The sequence below is a fragment of the Leisingera sp. ABM4_103 genome, assembly GCF_056158685.1.
Genome location: NZ_JBSWTU010000005.1, coordinates 2893289 through 2911206, shown reverse-complemented (window position 1 = coordinate 2911206; position 17918 = coordinate 2893289). Strand labels below are relative to the sequence as shown.

Below are 17918 nucleotides of genomic sequence, written 5' to 3'. Positions count from 1 at the left end.
CAATGCCGAAACGATTCCGCCTGACCCGCCGCTTCCCTGTCGCGATGACCGAGGACGGCTACCGCAAGCTCAGGAAGTTTGCCCAGGAGGCCGGGCTGGATGAGGGAGAAGCACTGTCATTCCTGTTCGAGCATTTCGACAGTGTGACGGACCAAGAGAACCTGACCCACCGGCTGCGGCTGTTCAACGCCGAGCTGGAGGCACGCAAGAAATAGGGCCGCACGCGGCCAAGGGGAGAGAGATGACCAGCACGCAGTCCGCATGGATGACCGAAGAGCACCAGATGCTTGCCGAAATGACGGCTCAGTTCATCACCAATGAATGGACGCCCAAGTTCGAGACCTGGCGCAAGCAGGGCATGATGGACCGGGAGACCTGGCAGCAGGCCGGCGAACTGGGCCTGCTGTGCCCTTCGGTTCCCGAAGAACACGGCGGCGCGGGCGGCGATTTCGGGCATGAAGCTGTGATCCTGATGGAAGGCAGCCGCGCCAATCTGGCGAGCTGGGGCCACGGCATCCACTCCGGCATCGTGGCGCATTACATCCTGTCCTACGGGACAGAGGAGCAGAAGGCGCGCTGGCTGCCCAAGATGGTGACCGGCGAGCTGGTCGGCGCGCTGGCGATGACCGAGCCCTCCACCGGCTCCGACGTGCAGGCGATCAAGACCAAAGCGCTGAAAGACGGCAACGCCTACCGGCTGACCGGCCAGAAGACCTTCATCACCAACGGCCAGCACGCCAACCTGATCCTGGTCGCGGCCAAGACCGACCCGGCGGCAGGTGCCAAGGGGGTGTCGCTGGTGGCGGTGGAAACCGACGGCGCCGCGGGCTTCAGCCGCGGCCGTAACCTCGACAAGATCGGCTGCCACGCGGCGGATACCTCTGAGCTGTTCTTTGATAACGTGGAGATCCCGCCGGAGAACATCCTGGGCGGTGCCGAAGGCCAGGGCTTCTACCAGATGATGCAGCAGCTGCCGCAAGAGCGCCTGATCATCGCCTGCGGCGCGGTCGGCGCGATGGAAGGCGCGGTGGAGCGCACCATCGCCTACTGCAAGGAGCGCGAAGCCTTTGGCGGCCCGATCCTGCAATTTCAGAACACCCGCTTCAAGCTGGCCGAATGCCTGACCAAGACCAAGGTCGCGCGCGCCTTCCTCGACGAATGCATCGCCGAGCACCTGGAGGGCAAGCTGACCGTCGAAAAGGCGGCGATGGCGAAATACTGGATCACCGACACCCAAGGCGAGGTGCTGGACGAATGCCTGCAGCTGCACGGCGGCTATGGCTACATGCAGGAATATGCGGTGGGCGAGATGTGGGCCGATGCCCGGGTGCAGCGGATCTATGGCGGCACCAATGAGATCATGAAGGAGCTGATTGCGCGGTCGCTGTAGGCACAGGGGCCGCGGCCGCGACGCGGGATGCCGATGATGGATTTTGAGTATTTGGGGAAAGATGAAGCAAAGGCAGTGTCCCTGCCCCCAAGCCTTCGCCAAATGGGCAGGGACGTCTTCACCTTTCACGGCCATCGGCTCTCCAGCCTGTACCGCAAGACCAGGGTAGCACGCCGCGCGCAGACGCGGGTTAATGCCCCATCATCTTTCCAAAAATACTCCACGGGGGCGCGGGGGTGTGAAACCCCCGCTCCGCCAGCAGACACAGGGAGCAACACATGACAATCAAACTGCATTGCTTCGGCGAAAGCGGCCATTCCTACAAGGCAGCCTTGGCGCTGGAGCTGTCGGGCCTGGCCTGGGAGCCGGTGTTTGTCGATTTCTTCGGCGGCGCGCACCGCACCGATGATTATCGCGGCCTCAATGTGATGGCCGAAGCGCCGGTGCTGGTGGACGGCGATCTGCGCCTGTCGCAGTCCGGCGTGATCCAGCAATACATCAGCGACAAGACCGGCAAGTTCGCCGGCGCGCCGGAAGACAAGTACGAAGTGCTGCGCTGGGTGCTGTGGGACAACCACAAACTGTCCAGCCAGGCCGGCATGACCCGCTTTCTGATGAACTTCATCCCCGAAGACAAACGCCCGCAGGAGGTGATTGCCTTCATGCAGGGCCGCCTGAAGGCTGCCTTCAAAACCCTGGACACCCATCTGCAGGGCCGCGAGTGGATCGTGGGCGACGGCGTCACCAACGCCGATCTGACCTGCTGCGGCTATCTGTTTTACCCGGAGCCCTTTGGCTTCGACCGGGCCGCATGGCCCCATATCGACGCCTGGCTGGACCGCATCAGCGCCCTGCCCGGCTGGAAACACCCCTATGACTTGATGCCCGGCAACCCGTCGGACCGGGCCTGAGGAGAGCAAGATGACAGACGCATATATCTATGACGCGCTGCGCACCCCGCGCGGCAAGGGACGCAAGGACGGCTCCTTGCATGAGGTGACCTCTGTGCGCCTCTCCGCCCTGACGCTGAACGCGATCAAGGAGCGCAACAATCTGGAAGGCCACGCGGTCGAGGATGTGATCTGGGGCAACGTGACCCAGGTGATGGAACAGGGCGGCTGCCTGGCGCGCTCCGCCGTGCTGGCCTCTGATCTGGATGAGCGCATTCCGGGCCTCGCCATCAACCGCTTCTGTGCCTCCGGCATGGAAGCCGTGAACCTGGCCGCAAACCAGGTGAAGGGCGGCGCGGGCGATGCCTATATCGCGGGCGGCGTCGAGATGATGGGCCGGGTGGCCATGGGCAGCGACGGCGCCGCGATTGCCGTTGACCCGAGTCTCGCGATGGAGACCTATTTCGTGCCGCAGGGTATCTCGGCAGATATCATCGCAACCGAATACGGCTTTACCCGCGATCAGGCGGACGCTTTGGCGATGGAATCCCAGCGCCGCGCGGCGAAGGCGTGGGAAGAGAAGCGGTTCGAGAAGTCGGTGATTACCGTGCGCGATCAGAACGGCCTGCCGATCCTGGATCATGACGAATACATGCGCCCCGGCACCGACATGCAGGCGCTTGGCTCGCTGAACCCGGCCTTCCAGATGATGGGCGAACAGATGCCGGGCTTCGACAAGGTGGCGATGCTGAAGTATCCGCATCTGGAGCGGATCAACCACATTCACCATGCGGGCAACTCCTCCGGCATCGTCGACGGCGCCGCGGCGCTGCTGATCGGCAACAAGGAGTTTGGCGAGAAGCACGGCCTGAAGCCGCGCGCGCGGATCAAGGCGACCGCCAAGATCGGCACCGATCCCACCATCATGCTGACCGGCCCGGTGCCGGTGACCGAGAAAATCCTGGCCGACAACGGCATGCAGATCGGCGACATCGACCTGTTCGAAGTCAATGAAGCCTTCGCCTCTGTCGTGCTGCGGTTCCAGCAGGCTTTTGACGTCGACCCGGAGCTGGTGAACGTCAACGGCGGCTCCATCGCTATGGGCCACCCGCTGGGCGCCACCGGCGCGATCATCATCGGCACCCTGCTGGATGAGCTGGAACGGCAGGACAAGCAGACCGGTCTCGCCACCCTGTGCATTGCATCCGGCATGGGTGCAGCCACCATCATCGAGCGGGTCTGATGCCGAAGCTGGACCTTTCCCAGCTCCCCTGGCGGACCGGCTCGGGCTACCCCGGCAAGCTGGCTGAGGCCTGTGCCGGCCGCAGCGTGCAGCCGCTGGGCGATCCGGGCGGGCTCAGCCAGTTCGGCGTCAACATCGTGCGGCTGGAGCCGGGCGCGATGTCGTCCCTGCGCCACTACCACATGGAGCAGGACGAGTTCGTGATGGTGACTGAGGGCACCTGCACCCTGATCGACGATCAGGGCGCGCACGAGATGATGCCGGGCGACTGCGCCGCCTTCCCGGCGGGAGACGAGAACGGCCATCATCTGGTGAACCGGTCGGACAAGCCTGCCGCCTTTCTGGTGGCGGGCACCCGCACCGCAACCGAGACCGGCTATTACAGCGATTTGGACATGATGGTGAAATTTGCCGAAGGGCAGTTCACCTTCACCCGTAAGGACGGCAGCCCGCTGACGGCTGACCAGACTGGAGAAAATTCATGAGCGATTTCAAATACAACGTGGACGCGGACGGCGTCGCAATCATCACCTGGGACGCCGAGGGCAAGAGCATGAACGTGCTCACCCGCGAAGCCTTTGGCCTGGTGGAAGAATATGTTGACCGGGCACTGGAAGACGAAGCCGTCAAAGGCATCGTCATCACCTCTGGCAAGAAAGACTTTGCCGGTGGCATGGATCTGAACGTGCTGGCCACCATCCGCGAGGAGTTTGGCGACAACCCGGCCCAGGGCCTGTTCGACTTCACCATGGGCGGCCACCGCATCCTGCGCAAGCTGGAGCTGGCGGGCATGGACCCGAAGACCAAGAAGGGCGGCAAGCCGGTGGCCTGCGCCATCAACGGCACCTGCGCGGGCATCGGCACCGAGATTGCGCTGGCCTGCCATCACCGGGTGATGACCGACAACCCGAAGGCCAAGATCGGCCTGCCGGAAATCATGATCGGTATCTTCCCCGGCGGCGGCGGCACCATGCGCTATTCCCGTATGGTGGGCGCGATGGCGGCGGCTCCGGTCCTGCTGGAAGGCAAGATGATGGACCCGAAGAAGGCCAAGGGCGCGCAGCTGATCGACGCCGTGGCCGAGGATCCGCTGGCGGCGGCCAAGGAATGGGTGCTGAACGCCAAGGACGCCGATCTGGTCAAGCCCTGGGACGCCAAGGGTTACAAGATGCCGGGCGGCGCGCCCTATCACCCCGCGGGCTTCATGACCTTTGTCGGCGCCTCGGCAATGGTGCACGGCAAGACCCAAGGCGCGTTTCCGGCGGCCAAGGCGCTGCTGTCGTCGATCTATGAGGGCGCCCTGGTCGATTTCGACACCGCACTGAAGATCGAGGCAAGGCACTTCACTTCGGTGCTGATGAACCCCTCGTCCTCCGCCATGATCCGCTCGCTGTTCCTGAACAAGCAGGCGCTGGAAAAAGGCGCGGTGCGGCCCAAGGGTGTGCCGGACCAGTCGGTCAAGAAGGTCGGCGTGCTGGGTGCCGGCATGATGGGCGCAGGCATCGCGCTGGTCTCCGCCCAGGCGGGTATGGAAGTGGTGCTGATCGACCGCGACCAGGAGGCTGCCGACAAGGGCAAGGCCTATTCCGCGTCCTATATGGATAAGGGCATCAAGCGCGGCAAGGCGACCGAGGAGAAGAAGGAAGCGCTGCTCGCACAGATCACCGCGACCACCGATCTGGAGGCGCTGAAGGGCTGCGACCTGATCATTGAGGCGGTGTTCGAGGATCCGGGTGTCAAGGCCGAGATGACCAAGAAGGTCGAGGCGATCATCCCCGAGGACTGCATCTTTGCCTCCAACACCTCCACCCTGCCGATCACCGAGCTGGCCAAGGCCTCGAGCCGTCCGGAGCAGTTCATCGGCATCCACTTCTTCTCGCCGGTCGAGAAGATGTTCCTGGTGGAGATCATCAAGGGCAAGGAAACCGGGGACCGCGCGGTGGCCAAGGCGCTGGACTATGTGCGCCAGATCCGCAAGACGCCGATCGTGGTCAACGATGCGCGCTTCTTCTACGCCAACCGCTGCATCATCCCCTACATCAACGAAGGGATGCGGATGATCACCGAGGGCGTCTCGCCCGTGCTGATCGACAACGCGGCGCGGCAGCTGGGCTTCCCGGTGGGGCCGGTGCAGCTGACCGATGAGACCTCGATTGATCTGGGGGCCAAGATTGCCCGCGCCACCAAGGCGGCGATGGGCGATGCCTATCCGGAAAGCCCGGCGGATGACCTGATCTTCTGGATGGAGGAACAGGGCCGTCTGGGGCGCAAGGCCAATGCGGGCTTCTTCGAATACGACGACAAGGGCAAGCGCGTCGAATACTGGAAGGGCCTGCAGGAGAAATACCCGCTGGCGGCCGAACAGCCCGATCTGATCGAAGTGCAGGAACGGCTGATGTTTGCGCAGGTGCTTGAGGCCGTGCGGGCGCTGGAGGAAGGCGTGCTGATGGACATCCGCGAGGGCGACGTGGGCGCGATCCTGGCCTGGGGCTTTGCGCCTTGGTCGGGCGGGCCGCTCAGCTGGCTGGACATCCTGGGCACGCCCTACGCAGCCGAGCGTTGCGACAGCCTGACGGAGAAGTTCGGCGAGCGTTTCACCTGCCCGGCGCTGCTGCGCGAGATGGCGGAGAAAGGCCAGAGCTTCTACACCCGCTTTGCCCCGGAAGACTCCGCGGCGGCCTGACGGCCTTTGTAAACACAGAACGGCCAGGGATGACCCTGGCCGTTTTCAGTTGAAACTCCGGTGCCGCCTATCAGCTCAGCGGCGGCTGGCAGTCTGCCCGGACCCCGCCGGCGCCAGGGGCAGTCCAATGCTCATCCTCAGCCATGATCGACAGCACCAGCCCGCGCGCCTCCTCGGGCGGCAGCACCCTGTAGGCGCTGTCCTCCTGGAACACCCGGCCGCACATCAGGTTGCGCGGCGCGGCTGAGAAGCCCAGCATGCCGGCCTCCAGATAGATCACCTGGTCCTGGGCAAAGCGCGGCGTGACCAGATCCAGCTGCGCGCCCGGATGCATGCGGCGGATGCCGCGGTAGCCTTCCAGCGCGCAGGCCGGAACAACAGCAAATGGGTCGCCCTGTGCGTCCTCGACCAGCTCGCTCTCCAAGAGCACGCCCTGATCCGGCATCAGCCACAGGGGCACCCGGTTCATCAGCGCATCGCGCGGCACCAGCAGCGGGCATCGGGCCGGTTCCAGCTCCCCCTCGCCCGGCAGTATGGTTTCGCGCTGCAGTTCCGCAATCACCTGCATTCCGTGATCAAAAGTCAGCACCTTGTCGCCCGGCGTCAGTGCCTCCACCGGACGCCAGCCCAGGTTGGAGGCCACATGCGTGCCCGCCAGAAAACCGCCCTGACCCACAGGGATCAGGGGAAAGCCGCTGTTCATGGCGCGTTCCATCGGCACCTGTGAGCGTTTCAGAAGCCAATCCAGCATCTGCGTTCCTTTCCTGCAGCCAAGGCGGCGCGCCCTTTGGCCGATCCGATCTTTTCTTTTATTCCTTGCCGCTTATGGGCCGGAATTGAGGCAAAAACCGGTCAATGTTTACGTTTTCGCGCCAATCAGGATGGCCGGTGCCGGTTCAAGTCCCAGCCTGGCAATCTCAGCGCTGCATCACGTCACTTGGATAGGAGGGAATCGTTAAAAGAGTATTCAAATTGCGCGATATCCTGCGCGCAGGCGGTGGCAATGGCGTCAGCAGAGGCCTCGTCATAATAGGGCCGCCAGTCGCGCTGCCGTCCGCTTTCGTTGGCGCGCGGCAGATCCAGCGCAAAGCCGAGATGGTCGAACAGCGGCTGCGCGTCGTCCTTGAAATGCTCCAGCCGGATATAGAGACCGCACTGCTCAGTCCCGTCGGCATGGCGCATGTAGGAGGACGCCGGGCTGCCGCGGAAGGCTTTGATGACATCAGGGTGCTGCACAAAGGCGCGGAACGCCAGGCTTTGCGCCAGGCCGATGGCCGGATGATCAAAGCTTTGCTCCCGCAGCCAGTGATAATAGCTCACCGCGCGGTCCCAGGGGTTGCGCACCATGGTAAAGGCAAACAGCCCGCGCAGGGTTTCTTCCGGCACCAGCCCGTCGATATCGGCAAGGGAGGAGTGCTTCCACAGACGGCCGCGCGCCTGTGCGTCCTTCAGCCGGCGGCGGCGTTTCAGCGCTTTCGGCGTGTCGCCCAGCATCATGTCGTCCGCCATGGCGCGCGCCTCCAGCGCCAGCGACAGCGCGGTGCCGCCGGTCTTGGGAATATGGATAAAGACGTACCGGCGGCCTTGAGACAGGATCATGAGCAAACCCTATGGCATTGATCCGGAGATGGAAATGCCGATCCGCACCCGCCGGCTCAGACGCCCCCGCCGTTTCACCTTTGCAAAAATACTCCGGGGTGAATTGGCCCGAGGGGCCAAGAGGGGCAGCGCCCCTGCCCCGGCTATCGCGACCGCAGCGCGATGGTGGACCCCGCCGCGATGATCAGCGCGATCCCCAGCAGCTGCCAGACGTTCAGGGCTTGCCCCCAATAGGCCCAGGCAACGCCCGGGCCGACGATCATCACCGAATACTCGAAAACTGCCACAAAGGACGCCTCGCCGAGCTGGTAGGCCTTGGTGATCAGGAACACGCCGCCGACCGCGGCGCAGCCCTGCAGCAGGATCAGATGCGATATATCCCACAGCGGCCAGACCCATCCGCGGGTGACAAAGCCATCGGCGCCCGCGGGCACCGCCTGCGGCCAGATCTCCAGCCCGGCCAGCAGCATCGCGCCCAGAAAACCCTGGACCAGCAGGTAGATGAACAGCATCGCAACTGTGCTTTCCCCCTGGCAGTACAATCCGGTCGCCAGCGAACCGAGCGCATAGAACAGCCCGCCCGCCACCGGAACCAGGATCAGCCAGTTGAAGGCCGCGGGATCAGGCTGCAGCACCATCAGCACGCCTGCAAAGCCGCAGAGCACGGCCGCAACCCGGACCCAGCCGATCCGCATTCTGAGGAACAGGACAGAGATCACCACGATCAGAATCGGCGAGGTGAACAGCCCCGCCAGCGCCTGCGCAATCGGCATCAGCGCCACGGCGGAGAAGTAAAACACCATCGACACCGCCACCAGAACCGCGCGCAACAGCACGGCGCCGAAGTTGCGGCAGCGGAGCCCGCCCAGCCCGGCCCGTGCCATCAGCCACAGGAACGGCAGCGCCACAAAGCTGCGCATCAGATAGAACTGCCCCAGGCCGATATGCTCAGCCATCAGCGGCACGGCATTGTCGGTGATGCCGATGATCAGCATGGCCGTAAGCATGGCTTGGGCTGCTGCCGCCTGGCTGCTGGTCTCCGCATTAAGCGTTGCTGTTTGTTTCATGCTCTTCCCATTGCCCGCAACTTTCCGCAATATCTGTTCTCTAAACGACATCAAAGTGATTCAGGGAGGAAACTGATGGGGTGGATGGCGGATGAAACCGGTCTGGAGAAGACCGCCGCGAATTATGTGCCGCTGACGCCGCTGTCGCATCTGAAACGGGCGGCGCAGGTGTTCCCGGACCACTTGGCAGTAAGCTATGGAAAGCACCGCAAGACTTATGCCGAGTACCACGGGCGCTGCAGCCGCCTCGCCTCGGGCCTGGCGAAGCTGGGGGTGAAACCTGGCGATGTGGTGGCGACTCTGCTGCCCAACATCCCGGCCCAGGCCGAGGCGCATTTCGGCGTGCCTGCCTGCGGCGCGGTGCTGAACACCATAAACACCCGGCTGGATGCGGGCACGGTGTCCTACATCTTTGATCACGGCGAGGCCAAGGCAGTGCTGGTCGACCCCCAGTTCCTGGAACTGGCCGAGGCCGCGGTGGAAGAGATGGAAGGCCCCGCCCCGGTGCTGATCGAGGTGGCGGATGATCAGGCAAGCTGGCACGCGACCGGCCGGCATACGGAATATGAGGCACTGCTGGCCGGCGGCGATCCGGAGTTCCAGTGGATCATGCCTGAGGACGAGTGGGAAAGCCTGGCGCTGAACTACACCTCCGGCACCACCGGGCGGCCCAAGGGCGTGGTCTACCACCACCGCGGCGCCTATCTCATGACCATGGGCACGGTGGTGTCCTGGCGGATGGTGCTGCACCCGGTTTATCTGACCATCGTGCCGCTGTTCCACTGCAACGGGTGGAACCACACCTGGATGATGCCGCTGGTCGGCGGCACCCTGGTGTGCTGCCGCGATATCAGTGCGCAAAACATCTACAACGCCATCCATTACGAAGGCGTCACCCATTTCGGCGGCGCTCCGATCGTGCTGAACATGCTGGTCAACGCCCTGGATGAAGAGCGCCGCACGTTCGATCACACGGTCGAGGTGTTCACCGCAGGCGCCCCGCCCGCCCCGGCAACGCTGTCGAAGATCGAGGACCTCGGCTTCAACATCACCCATGTCTACGGGCTGACCGAGACCTTCGGCCATGTAACCGAATGCTACTGGAAGGCAGGCGAATGGGACGGGCTGGACAAGGCGGGTATTGCCGCCAGGAAATCCCGCCAGGGTGTCGCGATGCCGATGCTGGAGCCGGTGGTGGTGCGCGACAGCGAGCACAATGTGCTGCCGATGGACGGCCAGAGCCAGGGTGAAATCGCGCTCCGCGGCAATGTGGTGATGAAGGGCTATCTGAAGAACCCGGAGGCCACCGCCGAGGCCTTCAAAGGCGGCTATTTCAACTCCGGCGACCTCGCCGTGCAGCACCCGGACGGCTATATCCAGATCGCCGACCGCGCCAAGGACATTATCATCTCGGGCGGCGAGAATATCTCCTCTGTCGAGGTGGAGGGCGTGCTGATGGCGCATCCTGATGTGCTGCTGGCCGCGGTTGCGGCGATGCCGGATGAGAAATGGGGCGAGGTGCCTTGCGCCTTTGTAGAGCTGAAACCCGGCTCCAGCACCGACGAGGCCGCGCTGATCGCCTTCTCGCGGGAGACCCTGGCGGGGTTCAAGGCGCCCAAGAAAGTGGTGTTCCAGGAGCTGCCCAAGACCTCCACCGGCAAGATCCAGAAGTTCGAACTGAGAAAAATCGCCAAGTCGCTCTAAGATTTTCGGACGAAATGGCATCCGGGGCGGCAAAGCAAATTGCCGCCCCTGTTTTATGTGATTATTCTGGCGGCAATCAAAAACACGGGGGCCGGGCAGGCTGCATGACGGCATTGAAGGAATTTGAGCGGCTGGAGGCTGCGGGCTTGTGGCGCGCAGATCCTGAGGCACAGCGGCGGGATGTGATCATCTCGCTGGGCGATGCGACGCTGACCATTGCCAGCATGAACGACCGCCCTTTGGCGCATTGGTCGCTGGCCGCGGTGGAGCGGGCCAATCCCGGCGAGTTTCCGGCCCTCTTCCACCCTGATGGCGACCCGGGCGAGACGCTGGAAATCACCCAGGACGAGACCGCAATGCTGGAAGCGATTGCACGGGTGCAGAACGCCATCGGCCGGTCCCGCGCGCACCCCGGGCGGCTGCGTGCGGTGAGTATCCTGGGGGCCCTCGCGCTGGTTCTGGCGCTGATGGTGCTGTGGCTGCCGGGGGCGGTCACCCGCCATGCCGTCAGCGTGGTGCCTGAGATCAAGCGCAAGGCCATCGGCCAGGCCCTGCTGGGCCGGATCGAGCGGGTCTCCGGCCCTGCCTGCGCCACCCCCGAAGCGGCCCCGATCCTGAGGGACCTGGCGCAGCGGACCGGGGTCCGGCAGCTGGCGATCCTGCGCTCCGGCATTCCCGGCAGCCTGCATCTGCCCGGCGGCATCGTGCTGCTGAACCGGTCCTTTGTTGAGGACTTCGAAGATCCGGCGGTTGCGGCCGGCGCGATCCTGGCTGAACGCGCGCGCGCTGAAGCCAGCGATCCGATGCACGAGCTGCTGCAGGCAGGCGGGGTGACAGCCGCGTTCAAGCTGCTGACCACCGGGGATCTGGACCGGTCCACGCTGGACGCCTATTCCGAAGCCACCCTGGCCAGCCCGCGGCCCGCTGTGCCGGACCAGGTGCTGCTGGCGGAGTTCGCCCGCGCCGCCCTGCCCTCCTCGCCCTATGCCTATGCGCTGGACATCACCGGCGAGTCGGTTCTGGGGCTGATCGAGGCCGACCCGATGGCCGGCCGCGAGTTGCAGCCGGTGCTGAACGACCGTGACTGGGTGCAGCTGCAAAACATCTGCGGCTGACCCTGCCTGCTGCCCTCCGGCCCGCTTGAAGTCCCCGGCAATCGCCTGAACGTGCCGGATCTGCTATGATCCGCCGCATCTGGGCACATGCACATTCAGGGGGGATTGCGCCATGCCGGGGAATGCAACCAGTTTCACGGGGGATATTCCAAGCCATTACGACAGGGGCCTGGGGCCGGTCATTTTTCATGACTATGCAGATGATCTGGCGGACCGGTGCCGCCGACACAGCCCGAAAGATGTCCTGGAGCTTGCCGCAGGAACCGGGATCGTGTCGCAGCGGCTGAGGAGGAGGCTGCCTGCGGAAAGCAAACTGACCGTCACGGACCTCAACGAGCCGATGCTGAAACTGGCGCAGGCCAAGCTGTCCGGCATCACGAATGTATCTTTTCACGCTGCCGATGCGATGAAGCTTCCTTTTGAGGACGGCAGCTTTGACCTGGTTGCCTGCCAGTTCGGGGTGATGTTCTTTCCGGACAAGGCTGCCGCCTTCCGGGAGGCCGCGCGGGTGCTGAAACCCGGCGGGCACTATCTTTTCAGTGTGTGGGCACCCATGACGGAGAACCCGTTTGCAGAGATTGCCCACGCTGAAGCAGCACAGTTTTTTCCCGATGATCCGCCGGGGTTCTACAAGGTGCCGTTCCACTATGGCGATATCGCGGCTGTGACCGCAGACCTGAACGGTGACGACTGGGCAGATGTCAGCCACGACGGGGTCAGGCTGGAAAAACCCATCGGTGACGCGGAAAGATTTGCCGAAGCGCTGGTCTATGGCAACCCGCTGATCGAAGAAATCCGTTCCCGCGGCGGGGTGGATCCCGACGAAGTCGCCAGTGCCATTCTCGACGCCTTGCGCCGCCGCTTCGGGCCGCCGCCGTTGCAAATGCCCCTTGCCGCTGTCGTGTTTACCTGCCGGCGGCAGTAGCAGCCCGCCGCGGGCTTTTGCCGGCAACACAACGTCAAAAGGCCGGGCAGAAACCCGGCCTTTGCATCCGATTGCGCCAATGATGCTACTTGCTGAGCCGGGCGCCGCTGAAACCTGCGCGCTGCACCTTGGCCAATGCCGCTGCTGCCTGGCCGCTATCGCGGTACGGTCCCGCCAGAACGACTTTCAGGGGCCTCCCCTTGCGGCTGACGGTCCCCATCCGCACCGGCAGGCCGGACGCCGCCAGCTTGCGGGCGGCGGCCCGGGCCTGATCCGCGTTTGCATAGGTTGCGGCCCGGACATAGCGCTGCGCGGTCACGGCTTGCTTGGGCGCAGCCGCGCCGGGGGCAGAGCGGGTGGAAAGGCGCAGCTTTGATACCCTGGCCTCAGCCGGGCTGCGGCGGGCTTCGCGCGGCAGCCTGACCGTGGGGCGGTCGAGCGGCAGCTGCACCAGTTTGCGCGGCACGCCGTCGCTCCAGATTTGCGCCATCTGCGCGTCCCCTTGAGGCGTGCGGACACCGCGCATGGGGTTCAGGCGGCCATCCGCGCGCTCCACCATCAGATACCCGGCAGGAGTTTGGGAGAAGCCGGTCACCACCGCGGGGCGCACCGTGCGTGTCGCCCGCTGCGGGTTCAGGCGGCCGTCGGTCCAGACCGGGCGGTAGCCCTTGGGCACCGTGAAACTGTTGCTGAGGCGGCGGTCCTGGTGGATGTGTGCCTGCACAACGCGTGTGTTGGGTGTCAGCCGCAAAGACGATTGCGGCCCAACGTAGGTAACAGGCGGGGCTGTTTGCGGGCCGCAGCGCGCGCCGGTGGAGTTCGTGTACTTGCGGCTGATCTCCGAAATACCTGCGCAGGGGCTGCCGGCGGAGGGCTGCGGCGCAGCAGCGGCCGGTGCCGGTGCCGGTGCCGGTTTCGGGGCCGTACGCACCACTTTTCTGGCTGCGGGTTTGGGCGACGGGGCGGCCGCGGGGGCTGGACGGGCGCTGGTGGTTTGCGGCGTGCGCCGCGGCTTGGAGGTGGTCACCACCTTGGGCGGCGGGCTGGCCGCCGCCGGCTGGGCCGCGGCAGGCGCAGGTTTCGCGGGGGCTGGCTTGGCGGCTGCGGACTGAGCGGGCTGCTGGCTGGGTTCCAGCGTGATCAGTTCCGGCGCCGAGGCTTGCGGCTGCTGCCGTGTGGTCCCGGCCAGCCTGGTCGGCTTGTATCCGCAAACCTGCTTGCGCGAGCGGGTTACCCGCGGCACCCAGGTTACATTGCCGTCAATGCCCGCCCGGATGTAGACACAACCGCGGCTGTCGACGAATTGCCGCCCCTTGTAAGAGGCTGGCGGATACTCGGACGGCGGGCTGGACGGACGCAGGGTTTGTGCCTGTATACCTGCTGCGCCTGTTGTCCCCGCGATGATGGCCAGTGCAATAATTCTAGTTATTTTCATTCCTGCGCCCCACAAAATATGGCTGCAGGATGCCCGACTCTGGTCAGTGAGTAAAGATTCTGCGGCAACAATACGGCCGCATCCCGGCAATTTTTGCGCCAATTGAACCTAATTGGCACCGGTTCCGGATTGTCCCGGAAAGCGGCCAAGGCGCGCGGCGGCGCCTTGGCGCACCAGCGGTTACTTGGTGCCGAACATCCGGTCGCCGGCATCGCCCAGGCCCGGCAGGATATACCCCTTGGCGTTGATCTCGCGGTCCAGCGAGGCGGTGACGATCGGCACGTCGGGGTGGGCTTCCTTCATCTTGGCAACGCCCTCGGGCGAGGCCAGCAGGCACAGGAAGCGGATGTTGTTGGCGCCTGCTTCTTTCAGCAGGTCAATGGCCGCAGCGGAGCTGTTGCCGGTGGCCAGCATCGGATCCACAGCAATCACCAGCCGGTCCTTCAACCCTTCGGGCGCCTTGAAGTAGTATTGCACCGGCTGCAGGGTTTCCTCGTCGCGGTAGAGGCCGACAAAACCGACACGGGCCGAGGGGATCAGCTCCAGCACGCCGTCGAGCATGCCGTTGCCCGCCCGCAGGATGGAGACCAGCGCCAGCTTCTTGCCCGCCAGGATCGGCGCTTCCATTTCCTCCATCGGGGTTTCGATGTTGGTGGTGGTCAGCGGCATCTCGCGGGTGATTTCATAGGCCAGCAGCTGGGTGATCTCGCGCAGCAGGCGGCGGAAGCCCGCGGTGGACGTGCCCTTGTCCCGCATCAGGGTCAGCTTGTGCTGCACAAGCGGGTGATCAACAACGGTCAGGTGGTCGGTCATGGGGCACTCCTCAGATTTGGTTGCAGCGCTTTTACGGGCTTGGCCGCGGCAGGCAAGCGGGATTTGACCATGAGGTCAAAGAAAACTCTTGCCGGGGCCTTGGGCCGGGACATTCAGGTGGGCCGCGACGGAGACGCCCACATCGGCGAATTTGACCTGCCCGATGGGGCCTGCGTCAAGCCCCGCGATCAGTACCGGCACCTGTTCGCGGGTGTGGTCGGAGCCGGGCCAGCTGGGATCATTGCCGTGATCGGCGGTCAGCACCAGCATGTCGCCCTTGCGCAGCTTGGGCAGCAGGCGGCCGATTTCACCGTCGAACCACTCCAGCGCACGGGCATAGCCGGAGATATCGCGGGTGTGGCCGAACAGGCTGTCGAACTCGACGAAGTTGGCGAATGTAAAGCTGCCGTCCTCCGCCGTCTCCACCGCTTCAACCAAGTGCTCCATCAGCCTGGCATCAGAGCCTTTATTCAGTGTGTCGATACCGGACATGGAGAAGATATCGCCGATCTTTCCAATGGCGTGGACCTTGCCGCCCGCCTGCTGCACCCAATTGGTCAGCACCGGTGCCGGCGGGGTGATGGCGTAGTCGCGGCGGTTGGTGGTGCGGGTGAAGCCCTCCTCCGCCGAGCCAAGGAAGGGACGCGCAATGACCCGGCCCACCTTCATCGCGTGAAGGCGCGGGGCGATGGCTTCGCACAGTTTCAGGAGACGGTCGAGGCCGAAGGTCTCCTCATGCGCGGCGATCTGGAAAACGCTGTCGGCGGAGGTATAGCAGATCGGTTTGCCGGTCCGCATGTGTTCCGCGCCGAGGTCGTCCAGAATTACCGTGCCGGAGGCGTGGCAGTTGCCCAGGATGCCATCGGTGCCCGCCTGCTCCGCGACGAAGGCGGTCAGGTCATCGGGAAAGGACGGCGCCTGATCAGGGAAATAGTGCCAGTCCCAGGGGACCGGCAGGCCCGCCAGCTCCCAATGGCCTGAGGGCGTGTCCTTGCCGCGGCTCAGTTCGCGGGCGCAGCCCCAACGGCCCTGCGGCTCTGCCTCCAGCCCCGGAAACGGGACCGAGGACGCCAGCCGCATTGCTGCGCCGAGACCGAGGCGTTCCATGTTCGGCACGTGCAGCGGCCCGCTGCGGCCGTCCTCCGCTTTGCCGGCAGCGCAGGCCTGGGCGATATGGGCCAGCGTATTGGCGCCCAGGTCCGGCAAGTCGCCATTAAAAAAGGTCCCGGCATCCGGCGCGCCGCCGATGCCGGCGGAGTCCATCACCACAAGAAAGGCACGGGGCATCAGGAGATCCTTTCGTGAACCAGCGGCGGCAGGGCGTCCGGCGCCTCCCCGATGGAGATTGCCGCGAGAATGGCCGCCTCCGCCACCTCTGCCGCATCATCGCTGGCCGCGTGGATGCGGGCAAGAGTGTCCCCTGCCCCGACCTGCTGGCCCAAGCGGACGATGTCCGAAATCCCGACGCCGGGGTGGATGCGGTCGCTTTCCACCATGCGGCCGCCGCCCAGGCTGACAACGGCCAGCCCCAGCGCCTCGCCGTTCATGGCAGAGATATGACCCGCCGATGGTGCCTTGACGTCACGCACGACTTCGGCACCGGGCAGATGGTCCTGCCACGTGGCGGCAAAATCCGCAGGGCCGCCCAAGGCCGATATCATCCGGGCAAAGCGGTCCGCAGCGCGGCCATCGGAGAGCGTGGCGGCGATCTGAGCCGCACCCTTTGCCGCATCCACGGCCAGACCGGCGTGGGCCAGCAGCTCGCCGCCCAGCACCGCGGAGATTTCCGCCAGCGGGCCGGACGCATCGCCTGTCAGCACCTGCATTACCTCCGCCACTTCCAGCGCGTTGCCAAGCGCGGGCGCCAGCGGCTGGTTCATATCGGTGATCAGCGCCGAGGTCCGGCAGCCCGCCGCGTTGGCCGTATCGCAAAGCGATTGCGCCAGCGCGAGGGCCTCATCGGCGGTTTTCATGAAGGCGCCGGAGCCGATTTTCACGTCCAGAACCAGCGCGTCCGGGGACGCGGCCAGTTTCTTGGACAGGATTGAGGCGGTGATCAGGTCGACGCTTTCCACGGTCGCGGTTACATCGCGGATAGCATAGAGCCGCTTGTCCGCAGGTGCTATCTGGGCAGTAGCGCCGACAATGGCGCAGCCAGCATCCCGCATCATGCCCCGCAGATGGTCTTCGCTGACGTTGATGGAGACGCCGGGAATGGCCTCCAGCTTGTCCAGTGTGCCGCCGGTGTGCCCAAGCCCGCGCCCCGAAATCATCGGCACATAGGCGCCGCAGGCCGCAAGCGCCGGCGCCAGCAGCAGCGAGACGCAGTCCCCCACCCCGCCGGTGGAATGCTTGTCCAGCACCGGGCCGTCCAGATCCCATTGCAGCACATCGCCGGTGTCACGCATCGCCAGCGTCAGGGCGCGGCGGCCCTCGACGCTGAGGCCTTGCAGGCAGACGGCCATGGCAAAAGCCCCGGCCTGCGCGTCAGAAACCGCGCCGCTGGCCAGGCCTTCGGCAAACCAGCGCAAGTCCGCTTCGCCCGGTGTCTCGCCGCGCCGGAGCTTTGCGTTGATGGCACGGGCGTCCATCAGCTCCGCTCCATGTGATCCGCGTCAAAGGCCCCCGGCAGCAGGCCGCCAATGGTGGTCTCCTGCTCAGCGCCGTCGGTGGTCGCCATGATGACCTTCACATCGCCGCTGGCGAATTCCTTGATCTTCTGACGGCAGCCTCCGCAGGGCGTGATCGGGGTCGGGCAGTCTGCGATCACATAGACCTCTGCCAGCTCCGTCTCCCCCGCGGCCACCATTGCCGCAATGGCGCCCGCCTCGGCGCAGGTGCCTTCGGGATAGGCGACGTTTTCGACGTTGCAGCCAACGTAGATCTGGCCGGAGGCAGAGCGCACGGCAGCGCCGACCTTGAAGTTGGAATAAGGCGCGTGGGCGTTTTCGCGGACGGCGGCGGCAGCGGCTTTGAGGCTCATGGCGATTCCCCGGTTTTTGATCATTTGGTCAAGATGCCGCAGGATAGCGGAAACGGCCCGGGAAGCGAAAG

17 protein-coding genes are annotated in these 17918 nt (G+C 64.9%); 9 read left to right on the top strand and 8 right to left on the bottom strand.

Annotated features, from left to right (window positions below; all coding sequences use genetic code 11):
* Nucleotides 1-2 precede the first annotated feature (2 nt).
* The 6 genes from ACXAED_RS16060 (at nt 3) to ACXAED_RS16035 (ending at nt 6206) form a co-directional block, all read left to right on the top strand.
* Nucleotides 3-215, top strand: coding sequence for a hypothetical protein (locus tag ACXAED_RS16060; RefSeq protein WP_008556741.1), 213 nt, complete (start codon nt 3-5; stop codon nt 213-215).
* Nucleotides 216-241: 26 nt separating this feature from the next.
* Nucleotides 242-1390: an acyl-CoA dehydrogenase family protein gene (locus ACXAED_RS16055; RefSeq protein ID WP_475051351.1), complete on the top strand. Its 1149-nt coding sequence runs from the start codon at nt 242-244 to the stop codon at nt 1388-1390.
* A gap of 278 nt (nt 1391-1668) precedes the next feature.
* Nucleotides 1669-2301 carry a glutathione S-transferase family protein gene (locus ACXAED_RS16050; protein WP_475051349.1) on the top strand — a complete coding sequence of 211 codons (633 nt, stop codon included), beginning with the start codon at nt 1669-1671 and terminating at the stop codon, nt 2299-2301.
* Between the two features lie 10 nt (nt 2302-2311).
* A complete protein-coding gene (locus ACXAED_RS16045; protein ID WP_475051348.1) occupies nt 2312-3523 on the top strand; it encodes an acetyl-CoA C-acetyltransferase in 1212 nt (403 codons plus the stop codon).
* On the top strand, nt 3523-4008 hold the full coding sequence (locus ACXAED_RS16040; RefSeq protein ID WP_475051347.1) for a cupin domain-containing protein: 486 nt from the start codon (nt 3523-3525) through the stop codon (nt 4006-4008). Before ACXAED_RS16045 ends, ACXAED_RS16040 begins: the two co-directional genes overlap by 1 nt.
* A complete protein-coding gene (locus ACXAED_RS16035; RefSeq protein WP_475051345.1) occupies nt 4005-6206 on the top strand; it encodes a 3-hydroxyacyl-CoA dehydrogenase NAD-binding domain-containing protein in 2202 nt (733 codons plus the stop codon). Before ACXAED_RS16040 ends, ACXAED_RS16035 begins: the two co-directional genes overlap by 4 nt.
* 70 nt (nt 6207-6276) lie before the next feature.
* Here ACXAED_RS16035 and ACXAED_RS16030 read toward each other — a convergent pair whose 3' ends face one another.
* The 3 genes from ACXAED_RS16030 to ACXAED_RS16020 all read right to left on the bottom strand — a co-directional run bounded on the left by ACXAED_RS16030 (nt 6277) and on the right by ACXAED_RS16020 (nt 8872).
* Nucleotides 6277-6957, bottom strand: coding sequence for a Hint domain-containing protein (locus ACXAED_RS16030; RefSeq protein ID WP_475051344.1), 681 nt, complete (start codon nt 6955-6957; stop codon nt 6277-6279).
* A 182-nt stretch (nt 6958-7139) separates the two neighbouring features.
* Nucleotides 7140-7805, bottom strand: coding sequence for a sulfotransferase family 2 domain-containing protein (locus ACXAED_RS16025; RefSeq protein ID WP_475051342.1), 666 nt, complete (start codon nt 7803-7805; stop codon nt 7140-7142).
* Between the two features lie 143 nt (nt 7806-7948).
* Nucleotides 7949-8872: a DMT family transporter gene (locus ACXAED_RS16020; RefSeq protein WP_475051340.1), complete on the bottom strand. Its 924-nt coding sequence runs from the start codon at nt 8870-8872 to the stop codon at nt 7949-7951.
* A gap of 75 nt (nt 8873-8947) precedes the next feature.
* Here ACXAED_RS16020 and ACXAED_RS16015 point away from each other — a divergent pair, with 75 nt between their 5' ends.
* The 3 genes from ACXAED_RS16015 (at nt 8948) to ACXAED_RS16005 (ending at nt 12616) form a co-directional block, all read left to right on the top strand.
* The gene (locus ACXAED_RS16015; RefSeq protein ID WP_475051339.1) at nt 8948-10576 is read left to right on the top strand and encodes an AMP-binding protein; all 1629 of its coding nucleotides are present in this window, start codon (nt 8948-8950) and stop codon (nt 10574-10576) included.
* Between the two features lie 104 nt (nt 10577-10680).
* Nucleotides 10681-11691 carry a hypothetical protein gene (locus ACXAED_RS16010; RefSeq protein ID WP_475051337.1) on the top strand — a complete coding sequence of 337 codons (1011 nt, stop codon included), beginning with the start codon at nt 10681-10683 and terminating at the stop codon, nt 11689-11691.
* Nucleotides 11692-11803: 112 nt separating this feature from the next.
* The gene (locus ACXAED_RS16005) at nt 11804-12616 is read left to right on the top strand and encodes a class I SAM-dependent methyltransferase (protein ID WP_475051336.1); all 813 of its coding nucleotides are present in this window, start codon (nt 11804-11806) and stop codon (nt 12614-12616) included.
* 85 nt (nt 12617-12701) lie between these two features.
* Here ACXAED_RS16005 and ACXAED_RS16000 read toward each other — a convergent pair whose 3' ends face one another.
* The 5 genes from ACXAED_RS16000 to ACXAED_RS15980 form a co-directional block, all read right to left on the bottom strand.
* On the bottom strand, nt 12702-14051 hold the full coding sequence (locus ACXAED_RS16000) for an SPOR domain-containing protein (protein WP_475051334.1): 1350 nt from the start codon (nt 14049-14051) through the stop codon (nt 12702-12704).
* A gap of 180 nt (nt 14052-14231) precedes the next feature.
* Nucleotides 14232-14864 carry a uracil phosphoribosyltransferase gene (gene upp, locus ACXAED_RS15995; protein WP_475051332.1) on the bottom strand — a complete coding sequence of 211 codons (633 nt, stop codon included), beginning with the start codon at nt 14862-14864 and terminating at the stop codon, nt 14232-14234.
* A gap of 75 nt (nt 14865-14939) precedes the next feature.
* Nucleotides 14940-16151 (bottom strand): phosphopentomutase, encoded by a 1212-nt coding sequence (locus ACXAED_RS15990; protein WP_475051330.1) that lies wholly within the window; start codon nt 16149-16151, stop codon nt 14940-14942.
* Nucleotides 16151-17455, bottom strand: coding sequence for a thymidine phosphorylase (locus ACXAED_RS15985; RefSeq protein WP_475051329.1), 1305 nt, complete (start codon nt 17453-17455; stop codon nt 16151-16153). Before ACXAED_RS15985 ends, ACXAED_RS15990 begins: the two co-directional genes overlap by 1 nt.
* Entirely contained in the window at nt 17455-17871 is a 417-nt protein-coding gene (locus ACXAED_RS15980; protein WP_475051328.1) for a cytidine deaminase, read from the bottom strand. The genes ACXAED_RS15985 and ACXAED_RS15980 overlap by 1 nt, the downstream gene beginning before the upstream one ends.
* Nucleotides 17872-17918: the final 47 nt, after the last annotated feature.

Excerpts from the sequence above, each read along its gene's own strand:
- ACXAED_RS16025 (WP_475051342.1), bottom strand. The coding sequence starts at position 7,805 with ATGATCCTGTCTCAAGGCCGCCGGTACGTCTTTATCCATATTCCCAAG.
- ACXAED_RS16010 (WP_475051337.1), top strand. The coding sequence starts at position 10,681 with ATGACGGCATTGAAGGAATTTGAGCGGCTGGAGGCTGCGGGCTTGTGG.
- ACXAED_RS16020 (WP_475051340.1), bottom strand. The coding sequence starts at position 8,872 with ATGAAACAAACAGCAACGCTTAATGCGGAGACCAGCAGCCAGGCGGCA.
- ACXAED_RS15980 (WP_475051328.1), bottom strand. The coding sequence starts at position 17,871 with ATGATCAAAAACCGGGGAATCGCCATGAGCCTCAAAGCCGCTGCCGCC.
- ACXAED_RS16015 (WP_475051339.1), top strand. The coding sequence starts at position 8,948 with ATGGGGTGGATGGCGGATGAAACCGGTCTGGAGAAGACCGCCGCGAAT.
- ACXAED_RS16055 (WP_475051351.1), top strand. The coding sequence starts at position 242 with ATGACCAGCACGCAGTCCGCATGGATGACCGAAGAGCACCAGATGCTT.
- ACXAED_RS16050 (WP_475051349.1), top strand. The coding sequence starts at position 1,669 with ATGACAATCAAACTGCATTGCTTCGGCGAAAGCGGCCATTCCTACAAG.
- ACXAED_RS15990 (WP_475051330.1), bottom strand. The coding sequence starts at position 16,151 with ATGCCCCGTGCCTTTCTTGTGGTGATGGACTCCGCCGGCATCGGCGGC.
- ACXAED_RS16045 (WP_475051348.1), top strand. The coding sequence starts at position 2,312 with ATGACAGACGCATATATCTATGACGCGCTGCGCACCCCGCGCGGCAAG.
- ACXAED_RS16040 (WP_475051347.1), top strand. The coding sequence starts at position 3,523 with ATGCCGAAGCTGGACCTTTCCCAGCTCCCCTGGCGGACCGGCTCGGGC.
- ACXAED_RS16060 (WP_008556741.1), top strand. The coding sequence starts at position 3 with ATGCCGAAACGATTCCGCCTGACCCGCCGCTTCCCTGTCGCGATGACC.
- ACXAED_RS16005 (WP_475051336.1), top strand. The coding sequence starts at position 11,804 with ATGCCGGGGAATGCAACCAGTTTCACGGGGGATATTCCAAGCCATTAC.
- ACXAED_RS16035 (WP_475051345.1), top strand. The coding sequence starts at position 4,005 with ATGAGCGATTTCAAATACAACGTGGACGCGGACGGCGTCGCAATCATC.
- upp (WP_475051332.1), bottom strand. The coding sequence starts at position 14,864 with ATGACCGACCACCTGACCGTTGTTGATCACCCGCTTGTGCAGCACAAG.
- ACXAED_RS16000 (WP_475051334.1), bottom strand. The coding sequence starts at position 14,051 with ATGAAAATAACTAGAATTATTGCACTGGCCATCATCGCGGGGACAACA.
- ACXAED_RS15985 (WP_475051329.1), bottom strand. The coding sequence starts at position 17,455 with ATGGACGCCCGTGCCATCAACGCAAAGCTCCGGCGCGGCGAGACACCG.
- ACXAED_RS16030 (WP_475051344.1), bottom strand. The coding sequence starts at position 6,957 with ATGCTGGATTGGCTTCTGAAACGCTCACAGGTGCCGATGGAACGCGCC.